Origin of the sequence: Pedobacter sp. MC2016-05 (assembly GCF_026239735.1) — a bacterium.
Taxonomy (GTDB): Bacteria; Bacteroidota; Bacteroidia; order Sphingobacteriales; family Sphingobacteriaceae; genus Pedobacter.
The window spans coordinates 252,534-273,266 of record NZ_JAPIVT010000001.1 but is presented as its reverse complement, the minus strand read 5'-3'; the positions used below and the strand labels follow the sequence as shown (position 1 = coordinate 273,266).

The 20,733-nt window shown below is 38.2% G+C and carries 14 protein-coding genes; 7 read left to right on the top strand and 7 right to left on the bottom strand.

Annotation, left to right across the window (positions count from 1 at the left end):
- The first annotated feature begins 218 nt into the window (after positions 1 to 218).
- Genes OQZ33_RS01190 through OQZ33_RS01180 form a run of 3 tightly spaced genes read left to right on the top strand, consistent with a single transcriptional unit; the run spans position 219 to position 1,422 of the window.
- Positions 219 to 851 (top strand): peroxiredoxin, encoded by a 633-nt coding sequence (locus OQZ33_RS01190; protein WP_025141704.1) that lies wholly within the window; start codon positions 219 to 221, stop codon positions 849 to 851.
- A gap of 14 nt (positions 852 to 865) precedes the next feature.
- On the top strand, positions 866 to 1,174 hold the full coding sequence (locus OQZ33_RS01185; RefSeq protein WP_265797218.1) for a thioredoxin family protein: 309 nt from the start codon (positions 866 to 868) through the stop codon (positions 1,172 to 1,174).
- On the top strand, positions 1,174 to 1,422 hold the full coding sequence (locus tag OQZ33_RS01180; RefSeq protein ID WP_265797217.1) for a DUF6952 family protein: 249 nt from the start codon (positions 1,174 to 1,176) through the stop codon (positions 1,420 to 1,422). Before OQZ33_RS01185 ends, OQZ33_RS01180 begins: the two co-directional genes overlap by 1 nt.
- Positions 1,423 to 1,806: 384 nt before the next feature.
- Here OQZ33_RS01180 and OQZ33_RS01175 read toward each other — a convergent pair whose 3' ends face one another.
- The 5 genes from OQZ33_RS01175 to OQZ33_RS01155 form a co-directional block, all read right to left on the bottom strand.
- A complete protein-coding gene (locus tag OQZ33_RS01175) occupies positions 1,807 to 4,392 on the bottom strand; it encodes a phosphoenolpyruvate carboxylase (protein WP_265797216.1) in 2,586 nt (861 codons plus the stop codon).
- A 262-nt stretch (positions 4,393 to 4,654) separates the two neighbouring features.
- Positions 4,655 to 6,202, bottom strand: coding sequence for a DHA2 family efflux MFS transporter permease subunit (locus OQZ33_RS01170; protein WP_265797215.1), 1,548 nt, complete (start codon positions 6,200 to 6,202; stop codon positions 4,655 to 4,657).
- A 7-nt stretch (positions 6,203 to 6,209) separates the two neighbouring features.
- Positions 6,210 to 7,247, bottom strand: a complete 1,038-nt coding sequence (locus tag OQZ33_RS01165) for an HlyD family secretion protein (RefSeq protein ID WP_265797214.1) — start codon at positions 7,245 to 7,247, stop codon at positions 6,210 to 6,212.
- An 8-nt stretch (positions 7,248 to 7,255) separates the two neighbouring features.
- Positions 7,256 to 8,575: a TolC family protein gene (locus OQZ33_RS01160; protein WP_265797213.1), complete on the bottom strand. Its 1,320-nt coding sequence runs from the start codon at positions 8,573 to 8,575 to the stop codon at positions 7,256 to 7,258.
- Positions 8,572 to 9,198: a TetR/AcrR family transcriptional regulator gene (locus OQZ33_RS01155; RefSeq protein ID WP_265797212.1), complete on the bottom strand. Its 627-nt coding sequence runs from the start codon at positions 9,196 to 9,198 to the stop codon at positions 8,572 to 8,574. The genes OQZ33_RS01160 and OQZ33_RS01155 overlap by 4 nt, the downstream gene beginning before the upstream one ends.
- Positions 9,199 to 9,308: 110 nt before the next feature.
- Here OQZ33_RS01155 and OQZ33_RS01150 point away from each other — a divergent pair, with 110 nt between their 5' ends.
- From OQZ33_RS01150 to OQZ33_RS01140, 3 genes are all read left to right on the top strand, one after another.
- Positions 9,309 to 11,804: a glycoside hydrolase family 9 protein gene (locus OQZ33_RS01150; protein WP_265797211.1), complete on the top strand. Its 2,496-nt coding sequence runs from the start codon at positions 9,309 to 9,311 to the stop codon at positions 11,802 to 11,804.
- 74 nt (positions 11,805 to 11,878) lie between these two features.
- Positions 11,879 to 12,064, top strand: a complete 186-nt coding sequence (locus OQZ33_RS01145; protein ID WP_056850620.1) for a hypothetical protein — start codon at positions 11,879 to 11,881, stop codon at positions 12,062 to 12,064.
- Between the two features lie 56 nt (positions 12,065 to 12,120).
- A complete protein-coding gene (locus OQZ33_RS01140) occupies positions 12,121 to 12,684 on the top strand; it encodes a DUF2911 domain-containing protein (protein WP_265797210.1) in 564 nt (187 codons plus the stop codon).
- 164 nt (positions 12,685 to 12,848) lie between these two features.
- Here OQZ33_RS01140 and OQZ33_RS01135 read toward each other — a convergent pair whose 3' ends face one another.
- Positions 12,849 to 15,218, bottom strand: a complete 2,370-nt coding sequence (locus tag OQZ33_RS01135; protein ID WP_265797209.1) for a phosphocholine-specific phospholipase C — start codon at positions 15,216 to 15,218, stop codon at positions 12,849 to 12,851.
- Between the two features lie 121 nt (positions 15,219 to 15,339).
- Entirely contained in the window at positions 15,340 to 16,842 is a 1,503-nt protein-coding gene (locus OQZ33_RS01130) for a glycerophosphodiester phosphodiesterase family protein (RefSeq protein WP_265797208.1), read from the bottom strand.
- 483 nt (positions 16,843 to 17,325) lie between these two features.
- Here OQZ33_RS01130 and OQZ33_RS01125 point away from each other — a divergent pair, with 483 nt between their 5' ends.
- Positions 17,326 to 20,694, top strand: coding sequence for a DUF4175 family protein (locus tag OQZ33_RS01125; protein WP_265797207.1), 3,369 nt, complete (start codon positions 17,326 to 17,328; stop codon positions 20,692 to 20,694).
- The last annotated feature ends 39 nt before the right edge of the window (positions 20,695 to 20,733 follow it).

Genomic DNA, 20,733 nt, shown 5'->3' with positions numbered 1-20,733 from the left:
ATCCTACTACAATCGCGGTTAACCCAGTGCTTTAAAATTGCTTCGTACCTCGCAATGACGACAAAATCAAAGCCAAATATCAAAAATTATATATATTTTAATCATTATAGTTTTTGACTATATCGTCATCAATAAATACAATCAACAATTACTATATCCGGGTTGATTTGGACTTGTTTTCGCCGTACCTTTGCGCTATAAAATTAAAGACAAAAATTATGGCAATAGTAGGTAAAAAATTTCCGAGTGTTAGTATTGATGCAATGTCAGACATGGGTGATGACTTGAAAATCAATGTATTTGAAGAGGCTGTAAATAAGAATAGCAAAGTGTTATTATTCTGGTATCCAAAAGATTTTACTTTTGTTTGCCCTACAGAATTACATGCTTTCCAAGCTGCTTTACCTGAGTTTGAAAAAAGAAATACAATTGTAATTGGTGCATCTTGCGATACTAACGAAGTTCACTTCGCATGGTTGAATACACCGAAAGATAACGGTGGTATTGAAGGTGTTACATACCCGATTTTAGCTGATACACACAGACAATTATCTGGAATTTTAGATATTTTAGATCAAGAAGTTAACTACGATGAAGAAGGAAATGAATCATTCTCTGGTTCAAATGTGTCTTTCAGAGCAACTTACTTAATCGACGAAACTGGTAAAGTTTTCCACGAAAGTGTTAACGATATGCCTCTTGGCAGAAACGTGAAAGAATATTTGCGTTTAATTGATGCTTATGCGCACGTTCAAAAACACGGCGAAGTTTGTCCTGCAAACTGGGAAGAAGGAAAAGAAGCAATGAACGCAAACAGAACTGGCGTTGCTGAATATTTAGCTGCTAACTAATTAAATAAAACGTTATGTTTTTAGAATTAACAGAAGATAATCTTCAACAGTATTTGGCCGATAACCCGAAAGTTATGGTTCAGTATGCTGCATCTTGGTGCGGAAACTGCAGAATCATGAAACCGAAGTTTAAAAAGCTGGCTGCTGAAAATGAAGATGTAGCTTTCTTAATTGTTGATGCCGAAAAACTTCCAAACTCACGCAAATTTGCAAACGTTGATAATTTACCAACGTTTGCAGCTTTCGAAGGCGGTAATTTGGTAGATCAGGTACAAACCAACAAGGCGGAAGGTTTAATTGAACTTTTTAATAAGATTAAGTAATGAAAATTCCGGTTATAAGACAATTATTTCAAAATACCACTCCTGCTCAATTGGAGACGACTTTGGAAGTTTTAGAGGCTTTCTGTGAGTTTAGAGGGGTTAGCGAGCATGAAGTTGATGTTGCTGGCGAAATGATTACCAATATTTGTGGTGCACTTGAGGTGCACCAGATGGTAAACGATGGTGCGGCTGAAAAAGATGCACTTAACGCTTTCGGGCAGAAAGTAATGGGCTCGATTGATAGATAATTTTCTTTATCAGGCGCTTTAAAATATCAACCCCTTTGCGAAACGCAAGGGGTTTTTTGTGATCTTCTTTGTTGATAGCAGTCATACTGAATCTATTTCAGCATCTTTTCTGCTAGGCCGCCTTGTCATTAAGATACTGAAATGAATTCAGGGTGACGACCATTCATATTATCAATCTGAGTTACACGAAGAATCTTGTGCCTAAAAAATACCATATTTTGGATGATTTCTGAACGTTCCTTTTCTGCAACTAGGGAGGGGATTCTTCACTGCGTTCAGAATGACAAGTGCAAAAAAAGGTCTGTGAAAAACACAGACCTCGGTAGCTAAAACTTATATTTCCTTGAATGCCTTATGTGTTAAGCTAATCTGCGGCAAAATCTCTTAGGCCAAATTCCTACCTGCATTTACAATACCAAAAACCGTTCTAACCGCTAGTTTTTCTAAAGCTGTTTGATCCTTTTCATTTTGATCATGCTGCAGTTTCTCCAAAGCGAAATGTTGAATTAAAACCAATGGTAATATAATCTTTTCGCGGGTAGCGATAGATTTTTTATCCACTGGATAATTTGCCATTAAAGTTTCTTGGCCTGATAATTTCAAAAGCATCTCTTTGGTTAATTGGAATTCATCATGTAGCTGAGTCCAGAAAGCGCCAAAAGTTTTATCATTAGCTAAATGAGCCGTAATCACAAAGTCTGATTTGCTCATGCTCATCATGCAGTTATCCACAATGGTCTTTAGATAATCAGAATCTTCGTAAACCTTAACTACTTTGCTCCAATTGCCAGCTTTCTCCTGGTTTTTCATAGCCGTTCCCATTCCGTAAAAACCAGGAACATTTTGCTTCAGCATACTCCATGCGGTGACAAAGCTAATTGCCCTTAAATCTTCCAGTTTCATTTCCCCGCCACCGTTTCTTTTAACTGGTCGGCTGCTAATATTTGCTTGCGAAAGCAGTTTCAACGGAGAAAGTTTTTCGAGATAACTCACAAAAAGAGGATGCTCGCGTAGATCGACGAATGCCTTGTATCCATCATCGGCCATTTCATCAAGTAAGGCTTTATTATCAGAGTCTAACAAAACGTTGTGTTTCTCTTTTAATCCAGAAGAAATACCCGCATTAATTAATTGCTCGATATTAAATTCCGCGCTTTCAATTGAACCATACTGCGAACTGATGGTTTGGCCTTGAACGGTTAACTGTATGTTTTTATTGGCAATTTCTTTCCCCATTGAAGCGTAAAAACGGTGTGTTTTACCTCCACCACGAGAAGGCGGACCGCCGCGACCATCGAAGAATGCCAGCTGAATATTATGTTTTTTGGAAACCTCAGAAAGTGAGGTTTTACCATTAAAAATTGACCAATTTGCCATTAGATAACCACCATCTTTGGTACTGTCTGAATAGCCCAGCATAATGTCTTGCTTATTTCCACGGCTACCCAAATGCGCTTTGTAAAACGGGTTGCTATACAGCGTATCCATAATAACCGCAGCACCTTTCAAATCATTTACAGTCTCAAAAAGCGGTACAAAATCAATGGTCAAGTTATCTTTGCTCCAGCCATTCCAAAGGAAAAGCTCAATCAATTGTAAAATGTCGCTGGCTTGCTGACAATTACTAATAATAAATCGATGGCAAGCCTTTTCGCCATTGCGCCTCTGGATGCCCTTAATTTCTTTGATGGTTTGAATGGTATCTTCAATCAAAGCATCTCCTTCACTAGCATAAACAGGCTTGGCTTCTTTAAAAGAAATTAACTTCAGTTTTTCGGCTTCTGATAATTGATCGTAATCTTCAGGGAATAAAGATGATATTGGTTTATTTTGACGACAATAAGCATGAACACTTCTTAACACCCTGCTATCCTGGCGAATGTCTAATGAAGCAAAATAATTGCCATACAAATCAATTTTGCGGATTAAATCGTTAACTAAATCAACAAATAAACCTTCATGCTCTTTTAAGAGGGTATCCTTAATTTTATTTAGGTTTTCGCGTAACTCATCAGAAATATCATGCAGTTCGCAGCTCTGATCAAAAGCATTCTGATAAAGCACATCATGTAATTTCGAAATATTTTCTTCAACACCCCTAAAGGTAATGCGGCGTTTAATTACTCTAAAATCACGATAATAACAGCGGAACAGGATTTGTCGCAACATCTTGGAAACCTCCAGCGTAGTATCAGCATGGATGTTTGGATTACCATCTCTGTCGCCCCCTGGCCAGAAACCTAGCTCCAAAATCTTCTTTGTTTCAAGATTATATTCATCTAAATTTTGATCGATTTCCTCCTGAATATTTGCAGCAGCGAAGTAAAAAGTATTCTCTAGAAACCAGGCAAGATTTAAAGCTTCATCAACCGGAGTCGGCGATTTTTTATTAAAAAATGGTGTCTTACCGAGTTGTTGCAGCAAAGAATTCATCGCCGTAATATCGTTATCGCGAATGGCCTTGGTTAAATCAGTAATAATTGCCAGAACATTTCCAGGATAAAACTGAGTGGGGTGAGCCGTTAAAACCAAACGTAGTGATAACTCATCGATAAGTTTTTCAATTTTAGCCAACATGGGCTTGTTATCTGCATTCTTTTTTAAAATAAAAGCGAGTGTACTTTGCTCATCTGTAGTGTTTAACTTCGTAAATGAGGCGTCTTCAACAGCATCAAAAAGCACAACCTGGCGCTCTATGTATTGAATGAAGCGGAATAGTAAATCAATAATGTCTTTCCTATCTATATAACTTGTAAACTTGGCAAAAAATTCTTCGATAATTTGAGCTGGTTTTTGGCCGCTTCCAATCCCTTCTTCGCAACTCTTAAAAAACAGGGGCAATAATGTTCCGGTATCCTTTATTTTATAAAACGGAAGGGTTAAAAACAGACTATTAAAGAGTTCGAATTTTGAGATAACCTCATTATTAAAAATTGATTCTCGTTGTGTTGTTAAACGAAGTTTTGGCATAGCTTAAACAATAGTTTTGTATACGGTAATACTACAAAAAATGCATAAGGTATTAAAATTCTAGGGCTTACAATTTGGATAATTATAGAATAATTTTTAATTTTAGAATCTTATTTGGCTACTATGTGGCTACATAAGAACATTTGCAATGTTTAAGGGCATTGCATTGATTGTTAATTTTTTGGGTTAAAACAGCCGATGTAATAAAATACACCGGCTGTTTTTGTTTTCTGATATTTTTTACGCTAATTTTTTGCCAACTTTAGTGTGCATCAGTAACAATATTTGCGTTTTTCTTAAATTTTTGCAGATATAAAAGTGGGATCGAGAACAACATAATTAATCCTGCCACCCAATAAGCATCATTATAAGTGAGCAACATGGTTTGCTTAATAACAGTTCCTTCAATTGCTTTCATTGCCATAAGTTTAGCATCAATAAAGGATGAACCTTTGGCCATAAAACCACTTGTTAGGGCATTCAATTTTTGAATAAATGCGGGGTTGTATTCGTTAATGTTGGCCAGTAAACTACTTCTGTGAAAACCTGAACGAACGTGAATTAATGTTGTTAATGCCGCAATACCGAATGATCCTCCCAATTGCCTGCTCATGTTATTCAAACCAGATCCTTGTCCAATTTCAGCGCCAGATAAATCCTGCATCGCCAGTGTAGTTAATGGAACGAATAACAATGCCATACCAAATCCTCTGATTACCAGTGGCCAGAAAAAATCTCCTGTTCCTGATGCCAGTGTAGAATTGCTTAACATCCAACAGAAAACGAAGAATAAAAACATTCCTCCAGTTGCCATAAATTGTGCTGGCACACCCTTTTTGAGCATAATACCAATAAAAGGCATCATAGCAATGGTACAAATACCCCCAGCAATGAAAAGCTTTCCGGTTTGTAAAGGGGTAAACCCTAACAAGTTTTGGGCGAAAACCGGGAATACGAAAACAGAACCATATAATCCAAATCCTAAAATAAAGGATGTGAACATCCCGATGGAGAAACTTCGCTTTTTCATAATCCGAAGATTCACAATGGGGTGATCGGTGGCAGTTTCCCGCCAGATGAATAATAATAACCCAAAAACCGATACTACCGCTAATGCTGTAATGTATGGAGTAGAAAACCAATCCTCACTCTCGCCTTTTTCCAATACGGTTTGTAAACTACCTACCGCTATGGCCAGTAAGGCAATTCCCCACCAGTCAACAGGTTTACCCTGTCCATCTTTAGGCGTTTCTCGAATAAACGTGTAGGTACAGTAGGCCGCGAGTATCCCGACGGGAATATTAACGTAGAAAATCCAAGGCCAATCGGCAATTTCCAAAATATAACCCCCAATGGTTGGGCCAACGGTTGGGCCAACAACAGCTCCTAAACCAAACAAGGCGGTTGCAATACCCACATCTTCGCGAGGCCATGTTTCTATCAGAATAGCTTGTGCCGTTGAGATTAAACCTCCCCCGGCTACACCCTGTAAAATCCTAAATAAAATTAGCTCATTTAATGATGTGGCATTACCGCACAAAAATGAGACGAGTGTAAAAACAATAATCGAGGTTAAGAAATAATTTTTACGCCCGAAACGACTTCCCAACCAACCCGACATCGGCAGGATGATTACATTCGCAACGGCGTAACCAGTAGATAGCCAGGCGATATCCTCCAGGGTAGCGCCCAGGTTTCCCTGTATTTGTGGGATGGCCACATTCACAATGGTTGTATCAATCAGCTCCAGTAAAGAAGCGGTGATCACTGTAAATGTGATAATCCATTTTTTTAAACCTACTTCGGCCATTTTGATATTAATTAGTAGAAACCGAAGCTTTAACGCTCATTCCAGGGCGTAGTTTAGCTAACATTTCTTTTGATGGATGAATTTTAATTTTTACCGGAATACGCTGAACAACTTTTACGAAGTTACCTGTAGCATTATCAGGAGGCAATAACGAACCTTTTGCGCCAGTAATTGGTGAAAAATTATAGACCTCCCCTTCAATTTTCTCATCTGGATAAGCATCCACCTCAATCTCAACTTTTGATCCTGTTTTAATTTTCTCCAACTGTGTTTCCTTAAAGTTTGCCGTTACATAAATACTTCCATCGTTTACGACAGAAAATAACGACTGCCCTGGCTGAATCAGTTGTCCTTTTTGAACATTCTTTTTAGACACTATGCCGCTTGCGGGTGCTTTAATATCAGTATATGATAGTTGTAGTTTTGCAAAATCAATATCGCTTTGGCGTTGACTAATTACATTGCTGCTCACCGCTAATTGAGATTGAGTAGTTCCAACCTGTTTAACCGCAGCCTGATATTGATCTACAGCCGCACGATAAGCTGCCTGAGCAGATTCTTGAGTCGCTTTAGCCTGATCAAATGCCTGCTGCGTAATTGAACCGTCTTTTACCAAATTTGCGTAACGGGCAAAGTCTTTGTTTGCTAAGTTCAATTTCACTTTCGCTGCATCAACATTTGCTTTTGCAGTACTTGTATTTGCTTGTGTCGCGATAATTTGCGATTGAGCTACACCTACCCCAGCGTTAGCGCCTTTCTGACCAGCTTGTGCCTGTTCTAATTTTACTTTATAATCGGCATCATCAAGTTTCACCAGAATTTGCCCTTCTGTAACATGAGTATTTTCTTCAAAATTGATATCCTTTACATAACCCCCTACACGGGCAACAACAGGACTGATATCTCCGTCAATTTGGGCATCGTCGGTATCTACATGTTTGCTAAAATAAGTCCATTCTTTGATACCAAATATGATACCTATAACTAATAAAACACCTAAAATAATAGGTACTACTAAATTCTTTTTTTTCTTCTCAGTTGTCATTGCTGTATTTATTGCGTTATTTTTCCTGTTGATTTTAATAAGGTGTAGTAAGCCAAACCAGCGTCGGCTTTTGCTATTTCTAAGTTTATTTTTGCCTGATATAGTAAAGTTTCAGCATCAATTCTATCGGTAACTGAAGCCACATTGTTTTTGTATTTCGAAGCCAATAACTTATCGTTCTCAGTAGCCTGAGCAATAGAAGTTTCCAACACCTGGATCTTGTTCATTGCTACCTGATAGTTTTGAAAGTTTTTATTGATGTCGGTTTTTACATTGTCCGATAGAATATCTTTCTGGATAGAAATTTCGCTCTGTTGAATTTTAGCTTCACTCACTTTATTTCTGTTTGTCCATAGGCTACCAATATTCCATGAAACGGTTGCGCCCACTGTTACTGGTAACAAATATTGATTTACCGGAGGGATAAAACTGCCACTCGGATTGATATAATACAAATTCGCACCTACGCCAACGGTTGGTAAAGTATTGGCTTTAATGGTTTTGATGTTATAGTCAGCAACTTTATTCTGAACATCAAGTTGTTTTAACTCCTGGCGATTTGCCATGGCCAGATTTATGTAATCGGCCAGCGAACTTGCTGTTTTCAAACCTGCTGACGGATCTACAATTTTAACTTCGGTATCTTCGGGCAAGCCTAACAAAATATCGAGATTATAGTTAATTACTTTGCGATTGCTTTCTATGTCCATTTGCGTAAGGGTTACGTTAGCCTGTTGCAACTGAAATCGCAATACATCGTTTTTAGTCACAATGCCCTGCTCAAAGAACCGTTGTGCCTGTTTAATTTGTGCTGCAATTGATTCTAAATTTTGTTGAACCACCTTTTTGCTTTGCTCAATTTTGTACAGGTTATAGTACGTGTTAATTACCGCATAAGTAATCTCCTCTTTGCTTTTATCGGCATCCAAACGGGCAACATCTGCTAATAATTTGGTCGATTCTTTTGCGTATTTTAACTTTCCTCCTCCATAAACCAGCTCCTGTACGGCTGCAGTACCTACAAACGCATCGGCTCTGCGGGGTAAATTAAAGGCAGTTGCACCTTCGCCTAAACTAAAAGTATGCGTTGGTATTTCGGCATGATTATACATAAAGCTGGCATTGGCCGTTGGAAGAACATTGTCTTTTACCACTTCCAATTGCGCCACCGCCTGGTCTATTTTGTTTTGGGAAAGTTTTAGGTTTTTACTATTGGCAATGCCAAGTTCAATAGCTTGATTGATGGTTAACTCCTTTGAGCTTTGAGCAAATAAGGCTGCAGGAATTAATGATGCCGCAAGCATTAATCTAATCGATTTGGGTATCATTTTTTTGATGTTAAATAAACTGTTACAAGGTTTTGCAAATGGGCGACTACTCGCTCTTTAATAATTTTGTTCTCTTTTGGATTAGATAAGTCGATCGCTTTATCGTTAGAAATTTTATGTGGAGCAATTACAACATTTGTTAAGGTCCCCATAATGGTGGCAATAATCATCCTCACATCAACATTGCCGAAGCTTCCGTCTTCAATTCCATCTATAATAATCCTGTCCAGAAGCGACATATTTCTACTCATCGCATTTTTAATCTTATCATACATATCTGGCCGTTGAGTAAGGGAAAGCTCTCTGTGCATCATTTTGTGAAATGCAATGTTCGAAAATATCCGGTTTGCATAACCTTCAATCACTTTGTGCAATTTTTCTAAGGACGATATTTTATCTTCATTAATAATCTTTAATTGAGAAGCGAAACCCTCAATGCGATTATTCATTATTTCTATAAAAACTCCTTCTTTCGACCCGAAATAATAATTGATCATTGCCATGTTGGCTCCAGATTCCTTTGAAATCTGCCTGGTTGACGTGCCCTCATATCCTGTTTCGCAAAACAGTTTTTCGGCTGCATCTAAAATGGCTTGTTTTTTATCTACTTTTTCTGTCTTCATCTTTTGATGGCACAAAATTAATCAATCGTTTGATTAACTTCCAAATCAAATACTACTTCTTTTACATTATCTTGATAAAAGCCTAATTTTAAGGCTATAAAAATTTTGCTATGATGAAAAAGGCTTCTCTATTAATGTTAGTGCTCTTATGTATTCTTTCATTATTCTCCTTTCGGGATAAAAATCGGGAGCAAAACTGGATCAGGATTAACCTGCTTGGTTATCCGGTAAATGGATCAAAGGTGGCGGTTTGGGCTAGTAAATCCGATCAAACTCCTGCCTTGTTTGAGTTGATCGAGGAAAAAACTAAAAAGGTTGTTTACACCTCGCTCAACGTTAAACCATTCGGCGCCTATGGCCCTTTCAAACAAACTGCACGAATTAATTTTTCTGGCTTTAATAAATCAGGGAGATTTTACATCAAGGCCGATGGTGTTTTATCGCCGCTGGTTATTATTAACGATGATGTTTACAAAGGTGCGGCCGATTTCTGTCTTCGTTACATGCGCCAGCAAAGGAGTGGTTTTAATCCTTATTTAAAAGATAGCTGCCATACCCATGATGGTTTTTCGCTATACGGCGCTAAAGCTGGAATAAAAGATAGTACCCATTTCGATGCTTCTGGCGGCTGGCATGATGCGAGTGATTATCTCCAATATTCCACCACTTCGGCCAATGCCACTTATCATTTACTGATGGCCTATCGGGATTTTCCTGCTGTTTTTACGGATGAAAAACAAGCAAACGGTTTAGACGGAAAAAACGGCAAGGCCGATGTTTTGGACGAAGCAAAATGGGGATTGGATTGGCTTTTAAAAATGCATCCGAAGGAAAACGTGATGTTTAACCAGTTGGCCGATGACCGTGACCATATTTCGATGAGAATTCCGAAAGAAGATAGCCAATACGGAAAGGGCTTCGAACGACCGCTATATTTCATCAACGGTAAACCGCAGCAACGTGGCAAATTTTTGAATGCCACAACGGGAACAAGTTCTACCGCAGCAAAGTTCGCCAGCGCTTTTAATTTAGGTGCAAAATTATTTAATAGTACCGATCAGAAATACTCGGTTCTGCTTGCCAGGAAAGGGAACTCTGCATTGAGTTTCGCACTGCAGAAACCGGGCGTTACGCAAACTGCATCTGTTAAATCGCCCTATATTTATGCGGAAGACAATTGGGTTGACGATATGGAACTGGCTATGGCTTCAGTTGGCTTTGCAGAGACAGATTTAAAAGCATCTAAGTCGGCGATGGCTTACGCCGACCAGGAAAAAGTAACACCCTGGTTAGCTAAAGATACCGCAGCACATTATCAATATTACCCATTCATCAACCTCGGTCATTATGAACTTGCGAAACAACTCACCGGAGCAGAAAGACAGAAAATTGAACGCTATTATAAGGAAGGGATCGAGCAAGTTTGGGCTCGGGCAAAAACAAATGCCTTTTATCGTGGCGTCCCTTTTATCTGGTGTAGCAATAATTTAACCGTGGCCTTTGCCATGCAATGTAAATGGTATGAAGAATTAACGGGAGATAATCAGTTTACCGCATTAGAGCAAGCTAACTTCGACTGGATTTTTGGTTGTAATCCATGGGGAACAAGCATGGTTTATGGTTTGCCCAACTGGGATGATACCCCTGCCGACCCACATTCGGCATTTACCCATTTAAAAAATTATCCCACCGACGGAGGTTTAGTTGACGGCCCGGTTTACACCAACATCTACAATAGTTTAATTGGCATCAAATTATCAGAGGCTGATGAATACGCCGAATTTCAAAGCGACTTAGCTGTTTATCACGATGATTATGGTGATTACAGTACCAACGAACCCACCATGGATGGTACGGCTTCGTTAATTTACCTGATGGCGGCAAAAGAAACTCAGGCGAAAACAGCCAGCAACAAAACCTACAGCTTAGGTGCCAATATTCGCGGAGATTCGACTATGAAAAAGATTTCGCTGATGTTTACAGGTGATGAATTTGCTGATGGCGGAGAGAAAATACTCCAAACGCTGAAGGATGAAAATATAAAAGCATCGTTCTTTCTGACCGGAAATTTTTATAGAAACCCCAAGTTTAAATTACTTATAAAAAGATTAAAGTCGGCCGGGCATTATCTGGGAGCACATTCGGACAAACATTTGCTTTACTGCGACTGGAAAAATCGCGATAGCCTGCTTGTTACCCAAAAACAATTTGATGAAGATTTGGATGCGAATTACGCAGCGATGACCAGTTTTGGAATTAAGAAAAGTGATGCATCCTACTTTCTGCCTCCATATGAGTGGTACAACGAAAAGATAGCCAGCTGGACCCATTTAAAAGGCTTGCAGCTTATCAACTTTACACCAGGAACCCGATCTAATGCAGATTACACCTTTCCTGAAATGGGCACCAGTTATCGTACAACAGACGAGATCTATAAATCCATTACCAACTTCAAAGAACAAAAGGCCAATGGCTTAAACGGATTTTATTTGTTGTTACACATTGGCACTGATACCAAAAGAAAGGATAAGTTTTACGACCGCCTGCCCGACTTAATACGCTATTTGAAAAAAGATGGTTACCAGTTAAGTAGAATTGACAATTAATTATGAATATTGATAATCATTGAAGAACCAAATTTTAAAATAAATATTAACTTTGCCTCCAAATAACAAAAAACATGAGTGTACAAGAAAACAGCAGCAATAATTTCAACTGGTTATATTATGCTTTAGGTTTATTCTTCGGGATTTTAACTGGAGCTGTAATTACGCAGAATTATATTTTCGCATTATTAGGGGGCGTTTTGGGTTTGTTAACTGCAGGCTTATTTTTAAATGCGATAGTAAAAGGCAGAAAATACTAATCCATCCCGAATTAGTTTAACATCCCTTTTTTAAACATTAATAACTCATACAGCAAATGAAAAGAATATTCATTGTTGTTTTCGCTCTTTTCTGCTTCGGAGTAAAAGCTCAAGAAACCTCCTCAAATGAGGTTAGGTTTCCGGCGGCAGATCCGAGTCCGGCAGATATAGTTTACTTTCCTTTAAATGCTCCAAAAGCGAAGGATGCCACAAAGCCGGTCATCAAAATTGTTTATTCACGGCCGCAGCGAAAAGGTCGTGATATTTTTGGTGTTTTAGAGCAGTATGGAAAGGTTTGGCGTTTCGGTGCTAATGAAAATACCGAAGTTCAGTTTTTCAAAAAAGTAACCATTGGAGGAAAAAAAATAAAAGCTGGCACGTATAGTTTATTTGCCATTCCAAATAAAGACAGCTGGACAATCATTGTAAATAGCCAAACAGATAAATGGGGCGCTTTTTCTTATGATCAAACCAAGGATGTTGTGAGGACAAATGTACCTGTTAGAGCATTAGCAAAACCAATAGAGTACTTTTCGTTAACTTTTGTTGCAAAGGATGGTGGCGCAAATCTAATTATCGGCTGGGATAAAACCCAGGCAGAGCTGCCAATAACGTTTTAGAATAAAAATTTATAAATAGTAAAGCCCCGACTAAAATCGGGGGCTATTTTTAATCCGAACGAAACTTTAAACATTTCATCTTTTTGATAAACAGATTGCCCCACATCTAAACAAAATGAATATAATTCCTTTCCAAAACCATCGATCATAAATGGGCGCAGTTTTTACGCATTACCCATATAAGGATCACTTGTCGTAATTTCCCCGGTTTCTATTTTCCCTGCATAACGATGTTTAAAAATTGAATTACCTGCGTTTATGATACTGAAATCGTACCAATCACCATTTTTTGAAACGTTTGATAGCAAATTGGTGGTGGCTTTTGGCTTAAGCAAAACAGTTCTGGTGGCAGATTTATATTTGTTATCTAGAATTTGAATGTTTATGGCGCTTGAACTTCTGTTTTCGATAGTAAAAATCAAATTACCAGTTAACTTTTTGCTCACCAGTCCAATTTGTTCAGACATTGCCGTTATGAATATTTGCGGATTTTGTTTATTCCCTCTAAAGTGCCTGTAAAAACCATTCGGACCAGTAATTCGGAAATCGTAAATACCATTATCAAAGTCTTCAACATTAATTTTTTCTGATAATTTATCTCCAGCTTTAACGGCGTAAGCCCAAACTTTGCCTTTAACGCCCTTGAAACTTTCTGTAGTAATCATAGTAAAAGGTACACCAACAGGTTCGGTTTCATTTCCAAAAAGCGGTTTTGCAGATTGGAAAGTGAGCTCTACCTCACTGTTTACAAAAGAAGCGTCTGCATTTATTTGATAAGGTAAGGCGCAAGCAGGTTTTGTTCCCTGTTCTTGCTTTGGCGCATGTGTAGAAGTTTGGCTTGAAAAAGATTCGAACTTGTTAATTTTCGCAACCTCATTATTGTTTAAAGCAGTTGGGCCAACCTGTGCCGGTTTATTTTTTGCATTACCAATATTTGCGACTACGGTTTCGCGATTTAATGGTTCTGGCGATTTAATTTCCTCTCCATTATATGGCCGAAAAGCCGACGTTAAGTCGCCACAAATGTTTCGTCTCCAATCGCTAATGTTATTACTTTTGATGTTTTTTCCTATCTTTTTACTTAACCACTTCTCCATAAACATTAAGGAAGAGGTATGATCAAAGACCTGCGAATTTACAAACCCGCCTTTGCTCCAGGGTGAGGCAATAACCATGGGTACACGGTAACCCAAGCCAATCGGACTGCCTTTTCTTCCCTCAAAATCCGTTGCATAATTTATCCCTTCAGATACCTTTCCGCTTGACTTGTCATCTGGGTTCGGCACAACGAATGGGGGTTGATGATCAAAATAACCATCATTTTCATCATAGGTTAAAACGAAAATGGTTTTCTTCCACACTTCAGGGTTTTTGGTTAAAATATCCAGCGCTTCACTAACATACCAGGTGCCATAAAGCGGCGAACTCGTATGGTCGGAGAAACGCTGAGGTGCCACCAACCAAGAAACTGCCGGAAGTTTTCCGCTATCAACATCTTTTCTAAACTGATGAAAAATATCGCCTTTCGGAATATTTATCGTTTCAGATTCTCCTTCATCGTTAGTGAATGTGAATGGCGCTAAAGCTAAATAATCTTTCTCGCTAATATTTGTTTGGAAAGCCTTATCAATCAGGTTTTTATCCCGCTGAGATAATTTAGCATATTTAGCTTGTACTTCTTCGGGAGTTAATGCTGGTGTAACTGTCTTATCGCCATTTTTTCTGAAATAAGCAGAAAGCTTAACATTGTGCCTTTTTATATATTCTACAGGATTATCGCCATAGTTGCCCAACCAATCATCAACCTCACCTTCCGGAAGTTTTGAAGTCCAAAGTTCATTTTGATAGATACGCCAATCAACACCATTATCTTCTAAAGTTTCCTGAAAGGTTGGCCAATCGACAAACACATTGTTCTGCGATTCCGCCTGGTCATTATTTACTATGGCCACACGATTGGCACTCTTTTCTCCCCTAACTGTTCCTGTAAAAAAAAATAGTCTATTGGGCGTTGTTCCTGTTAAGGATGAACAAAAATGTTGATCGCAAACGGTAAATGCGTCAGCCAAAGCATAGTAAAAAGGGATATCATCTCTATCGTAATACGATAATGTCATCGCCGATTTAACAGGAAACCACTTATCATAACGTCCTCCGTTTCGGGCTGCAACCTGATCGTTCCAGGAGTGAGGTAAACCGCCTTGCCAGGTAATTTTTGTTTTATTGATATCTACATGAAACGGCGCATAAGTATAACCCTGACCGTCCTTTTGCAGCCAGACTTTATTACCATCGGGCTGGATGTGTGGATGAGGATCATTAAAGCCGCGTACCCCTTTCATTTTACCAAACATGTGGTCGAAGGAACGGTTTTCCTGCATCAAAAACACGATGTGCTCGGCATCGTAAAAAGTACTACCAGGTTCGGCATTTATTGCCATAGCCTTTAATACCGAGCTGGGAAATGCATTAGCCATACCCGTAGCCCCAGTGAAAAGCGCCGCCTTTTTTAAAAATTCTCTACGGGAGTCCATAAATTATACGATATCATTTTGATCCTTTCAAATTATAAATAAGTTGCGGTTCTGCTGGTAATGTCTTTTTATTGTTGCAAAAAACTTGTGAGGGGAATGCGTGTGATTATTACTTAAAACTCTACTTCTGGTAAACCCTCACATAATCCACTTTCATGGTTGCTGGAAAAATAGCATCATCAACCCCATTTTTTCCTCCCCAGTTTCCACCTACAGCTAAATTCAAAATCACATGAAAGTTTTGATCAAATGGCCAATCGGCAGGGCCTTTACCTGTATTTTTGAAGGTTAAATATTTCTGATCATCTACAAAAAATTCAATTCTATCTTTAAACCATTCTACAGCATAAATATGGTAAGTGTTGTAAGGATTTATCTTTACGCCTTTGCCTACCTGGGTTTTAAGTACGTGATTAAATTTCTCAGTGTGTACAGTTCCATAAACACTATCGGGCTCATAACCTACATGTTCCATAATGTCTATTTCACCGCTTTTCGGCCAACCGCCGTATCTCCAATCTGTAGGAAGTGCCCAAATCGCCGGCCACAAACCCCTTCCTTTTGGCAACATTGCCCGCACTTCTACCCTGCCATATCTGAAATCAAATTTGTTTTTACTCACCAACCTGGCAGATGTGTATTTATTGCTTTCTTTAACAGCTTTAACTGCAGTGATATTCAAACTTCCTTTAACATTTTTGGCGTTAGCAGTATCAGCTTCAGTGTAGTATTGAAGCTCGTTATTTCCCCAGCCCTTTCCACCAACATCATAACCCCAATTATTACTTAGCGGCAAGCCTTTGTCATCAAATTCATCTGCCCATTTTAACTTCCACCCCAATGTAGCAGGTGCTTTTTTTATTTCTTCAAAAGTCAATTCTGGCTCGTTCGTAGTTATATAATCAACATTGTGCGCTAATAACCATTGCATTTCTGGCGCAGTGTTTACTGTCCAGGCATTTACTGTCAAGCCTAATTTATGTGCATTTTCTATCCAGCCATCTTTTTGATAGATGCTATAATGGTAATCAACGCCAGTAAGTTTGTCTGCTTTCATTTGTTCAGCGCTAATCTCTCCCCTCAGGTAAGCAACTTTTGCTTTTGGAAGAACCTCCAGAATCCGTTTGCAATAATCATAGTCGAAACTAATATATTCTGTCCACGCTAAAACCCCAACTTTTTTAACCATATCGATGCAGGCATTTGTAAGCTCAATACCACGTTCTTTGCTAATCAGAGAAGGTTTTATCTCTAAAATCAATTTGGTTGTTTTTTGTTTCTTGCCTTCTTTAAGGTAAGCTTCTAATGTTGGAATTTTTTCGCCGTTGCTCATGGTTTTGGTTAACAATTCTTCGTATTTAACCTTCTCAATGGTCAAGCCCTGAAATTCAGCATCGTGATTTACAACAAGCACTTTATCGGCGGTCATCCATACATCGAATTCCGAACCATAACAACCTAACCTTACCGCTTCATTCAGGGATGCGATGGAGTTTTCAGGAAATTTATTTTTTTTCCATGCGCCGCGATGTGCGATCACCTGATTTTTATTCCAGTTAAATTTTTGGGCAAAAGAGGTGGTAAAAATAAATACCATGCTTGTTAAAATAAGTGCTCGTTTCATATTTGGGGTGATTGTACAAAAAATCAAAAGTAGATTTTTATTAGAATAGCAGTTTAAAATCTATGTAACCTTTGTATTAATTATCCAAGATAAATATTTTTAGATTAATTGTGGCCGTTGGCTGAAGCCAACCGGCAATGAAAAATACTCTTTGCCCCTCCTCGAAATAAGGAAGGGAGTTGATCTATGCTTGTTGCACATTGAAATCAATATTTAAGTTGGTGGGTTGACCCATAAAGCCAATGATAGATGCAAAATTTGCCCACGCCGGTACTACTCCACTCCTAAATTAGGAGGGGTTTGAGTGGTTGGTACGCCAAAAGCACCAACCTTTGTTAAATAAACCCGATTGTCGCGAATCCCGATTTTTCACCGGGAGCAGCAAAAAGGGGGACTGAAAACCTCTATGAAACACTAAACATTGTTTTCCAAACCTTTATTCTATCTTTCAAATAAACAATTTGAAATAAACGCGTTACCTTAATGGGGTTTCTTTTAATTGATGCGAACAATTTTTACATTTACGTTGATATGGTAAGCAATAATTACAACGATTTGTTGAGGAAGATAGATGAGTTTATCCGTAAATTTTATTTAAACAAGATTTTACGTGGTACCATTTATGCAGCCGCAATATTACTCGGCTTATATTTGCTTGTTTTCTTAAGTCTATATTATCTAAACCCAACGGCAGGCTTAAAAACTTTTATTTTCTTCGCTTACTTGTTATTGGGCTTACTATTGATAGGTTTTCTGATTATAAAACCTCTGCTCTCGATGTTGAAATTAGGCAAACATCTGTCTTTCGATGAAGCTGCGGTAATTATTGGAAACCACTTTTCCGATATTAAGGATAAGCTTTTAAATACTTTACAACTTCATAAACTTTCTGAAAATTTGCCAGAAAATAATCAATTAATTATGGCGAGCATCGATCAGAAAATTCTGGACCTGAAACCCGTGCCATTTTATACCGCCGTTCGGATAAACGATAATCGGAAATACTTGAAATACCTGTTCATTCCGCTTTCTATTATTCTATTAATTGCCCTAATTGCACCTGCCATTCTTCGCGAGGGAACTAATAGTTTCTTTAAATATGATAAATTCATCGCTCCCAAAGCACCTTTTAGCTTCGCTGTTCTTAACAAAAATCTAACTGTTACGCAGGGCGATGATGTAACGATAAATTTGAAATTGGCTGGTGATGAATTGCCAGCCGAAGTTTATGTAGAAGACGGAAAAAACACCTATAAATTGGTTAAAGAAACCATCAGCCAGTTTAGTTACAGCATCAAAAATATTCAGAGTGATAAAAAACTGATTTTCAAGGGCGGCGGATTTAGTTCTTCAGTTTTCACTGTGAGCGTTAAGCCTCGTCCGGAGTTATTGAATGCATCGGCAACTTTAAATTATCCATCTTACTTAGGCAAAAAACCGGAAGTGATTGTTAACGTTGGCGACATCCTTCTACCCGAAGGGACTCGTGTTACCTGGAGTTTCAAAACTGGCCAAAGCAACTCGCTACTATTTACACTAAATGGTAAGCAAATTGTGTTGAAGGTTGATGATGATGATGAATCAGCCTATAATGCCACGATCCGCAATAATTCAAAATATAGAATTAGCCCAAAAAATAATTTTGTAACACTTACCGATTCTTTATCGCATCAAATTATAGTAATTAAAGACCAATCTCCAGCTATTCAGGTTGAGGAAAAGCCCGATTCAATTAGCAACAAAGCCATCTATTTCAGTGGACAGATTACGGATGACTATGGTTTTAGCAGATTGAGTTTTAAGTATAACATTAGGGAAAACAATAAGGTAATTAGTACCGTCAGCAAAAATATTCCCATCAAAACCAACATAACTGCAAATAGATTTTTCTTCTTCTGGGATTTAAAAGCGGCATTGGCAAAGCCTGGCCAAGAAATAGAATACTATTTTGAAGTCGCTGATAATGATGGTGTTAATGGCTCAAAAATTACCCGTTCAGAAATTAAAACATTTAAGCAGCCTACAAAAAAAGAAACTGCTGAGCAAGTAAGCGCTAACAGCCAGGCGCTTAAGCAAAAAATACAATCGGCTATTCGTTTAGCCAATACCATTGAAAAAGAGAGTAAAAAAGTTGCCGAAAGTTTAATCGATAGAAAGCAGATCTCATTTGAGGATAAAAAGCAAATTGAGGCTTTGCTGGATAAACAAAAACAACTGGATGAGGCAGTAAAACAGATAAAGGAGCAAAATGACAAAAATATTCAGCAGCAGGAAGACCAATTACAAACGCAAGAGCTTTTAGAGAAGCAGAACCAGATTAAGGATTTGTTTGATCATGTATTGGATGAAAAAACAAAGGAACTTCTACAGAAGCTTCAAAACCTGATGAATGAGAAAAATAAAGACCAAACGCAAAATGAACTTTCAAAGATGCAATTGGATAATAAAACACTCAAAAATGAACTCGATAGAATTTTAGAACTTTACAAACAGCTGGAATTTGAGCAAAACTTGCAAAACGACATCGATCGCTTAAATGCATTGGCTAAAGAGCAAACGGCACTGAGCAAGGAAACGGCTGATAAAAAGCAGAATAACGAATCGCTTAAACAAAAGCAGGATGCCTTGAATAAGGAAATGAAAGATTTAAAGGATGATTTGAAGAAACTGGAAGAAAAAAATAAGTCGTTAGAAAAACCTAATCCCTTCGAAAACCCTGAAAAGGAGCTGCAGGATATTGAAAAAGATCAACAAGATAGTAAGGATGCGCTAGATAAAAAAGATTCGAAAGGCGCTAGTCAAAAGCAAGAAAAAGCTGGTGAGCAGATGGAAAAACTTTCGAAAAAAATGGGAGAAATGCAGCAGCAAGGTGAGGAAATGGAAAACAACCTGAATGCGAAAGAGTTACGTAAGCTCCTTGAAAACTTGCTGAATACTTCTTTTGAGCAGGAAAAGGTGATGTTAACGTTAAAAAAAACCACTTCAGCTGATCCATCCTATATTGGGAACGTTCAAAAGCAACGCAATATTAAAGATAACCTTAAAACGATTGCCGATAGTTTGTACGCTCTGAGTAAACGTGTTCCTCAAATTGAATCAACGGTGAACGAGGAGATGAATAAGATTAATTTCAATCTCGATAAAAGTTTGGAAAGTCTTGGCGAGCGAAGAACGCCAGAGGCCAATCGCTATCAGCAGTTTACCATGACATCAATTAATAATTTGAGTTTGATGTTGAGTGAGGCTTTGAATCAATTGCAAAACATGCAAAAAAACGCTAAGCCTGGAAGTGGCAAAAAACAGAAACAAGGTATGAAGCAGCTCTCACAAATGCAGGAGCAGCTGAATAAAAGTATGCAAAAGGCTCGTGAGCAGATGCAGAAATCTGGTGGCAACCAAGGCAAGGTGGGCAAAGGAGAAATGAGTCAGGAGTTTGGAAAAATGGCACAGCAACAGCAAATGATTCGCCAGGCTTTGGAAAAAATCAACCGTGAAGAAAATAAAAACGGTTCGGGCAAAATGGGCAACCTTAATGAGGCCATTAAAGAAATGAAACAAACAGAAAGCGACTTGGTGAATAAGCGTTTACAGCAAGAAACCTTAAATCGACAGAAAGAGTTGTTAACCAAGCTTTTGGAGGCAGAAAAAGCAGAACGCGACCAGGAAGAGGATTCAAAACGAGAGAGTAAAGCAGCGAAGGAATTTCCACCATCTTACCAAAAAATGATAGATGACTTTAAAAAGCAACAACAAAATGGAAACGATATGTTACAGAAATTGCCTCCCAGTTTGAATTATTATTATAAAAATAAAATCGCCGAATATTTAAAATCTTTGAATATGGTGAGGTAGGATAAATCAATTCCTCATGTTGAATTCATTTCAGTATCG

What these genes read in the sequence shown, in the direction of transcription:
- OQZ33_RS01180 (WP_265797217.1), top strand. Translation starts at nt 1,174, where the DNA reads ATGAAAATTCCGGTTATAAGACAATTATTTCAAAATACCACTCCTGCT.
- OQZ33_RS01130 (WP_265797208.1), bottom strand. Translation starts at nt 16,842, where the DNA reads ATGAAACGAGCACTTATTTTAACAAGCATGGTATTTATTTTTACCACC.
- OQZ33_RS01165 (WP_265797214.1), bottom strand. Translation starts at nt 7,247, where the DNA reads ATGACAACTGAGAAGAAAAAAAAGAATTTAGTAGTACCTATTATTTTA.
- OQZ33_RS01175 (WP_265797216.1), bottom strand. Translation starts at nt 4,392, where the DNA reads ATGCCAAAACTTCGTTTAACAACACAACGAGAATCAATTTTTAATAAT.
- OQZ33_RS01135 (WP_265797209.1), bottom strand. Translation starts at nt 15,218, where the DNA reads ATGGACTCCCGTAGAGAATTTTTAAAAAAGGCGGCGCTTTTCACTGGG.
- OQZ33_RS01155 (WP_265797212.1), bottom strand. Translation starts at nt 9,198, where the DNA reads ATGAAGACAGAAAAAGTAGATAAAAAACAAGCCATTTTAGATGCAGCC.
- OQZ33_RS01150 (WP_265797211.1), top strand. Translation starts at nt 9,309, where the DNA reads ATGATGAAAAAGGCTTCTCTATTAATGTTAGTGCTCTTATGTATTCTT.
- OQZ33_RS01125 (WP_265797207.1), top strand. Translation starts at nt 17,326, where the DNA reads ATGGGGTTTCTTTTAATTGATGCGAACAATTTTTACATTTACGTTGAT.
- OQZ33_RS01185 (WP_265797218.1), top strand. Translation starts at nt 866, where the DNA reads ATGTTTTTAGAATTAACAGAAGATAATCTTCAACAGTATTTGGCCGAT.
- OQZ33_RS01170 (WP_265797215.1), bottom strand. Translation starts at nt 6,202, where the DNA reads ATGGCCGAAGTAGGTTTAAAAAAATGGATTATCACATTTACAGTGATC.
- OQZ33_RS01145 (WP_056850620.1), top strand. Translation starts at nt 11,879, where the DNA reads ATGAGTGTACAAGAAAACAGCAGCAATAATTTCAACTGGTTATATTAT.
- OQZ33_RS01160 (WP_265797213.1), bottom strand. Translation starts at nt 8,575, where the DNA reads ATGATACCCAAATCGATTAGATTAATGCTTGCGGCATCATTAATTCCT.
- OQZ33_RS01190 (WP_025141704.1), top strand. Translation starts at nt 219, where the DNA reads ATGGCAATAGTAGGTAAAAAATTTCCGAGTGTTAGTATTGATGCAATG.
- OQZ33_RS01140 (WP_265797210.1), top strand. Translation starts at nt 12,121, where the DNA reads ATGAAAAGAATATTCATTGTTGTTTTCGCTCTTTTCTGCTTCGGAGTA.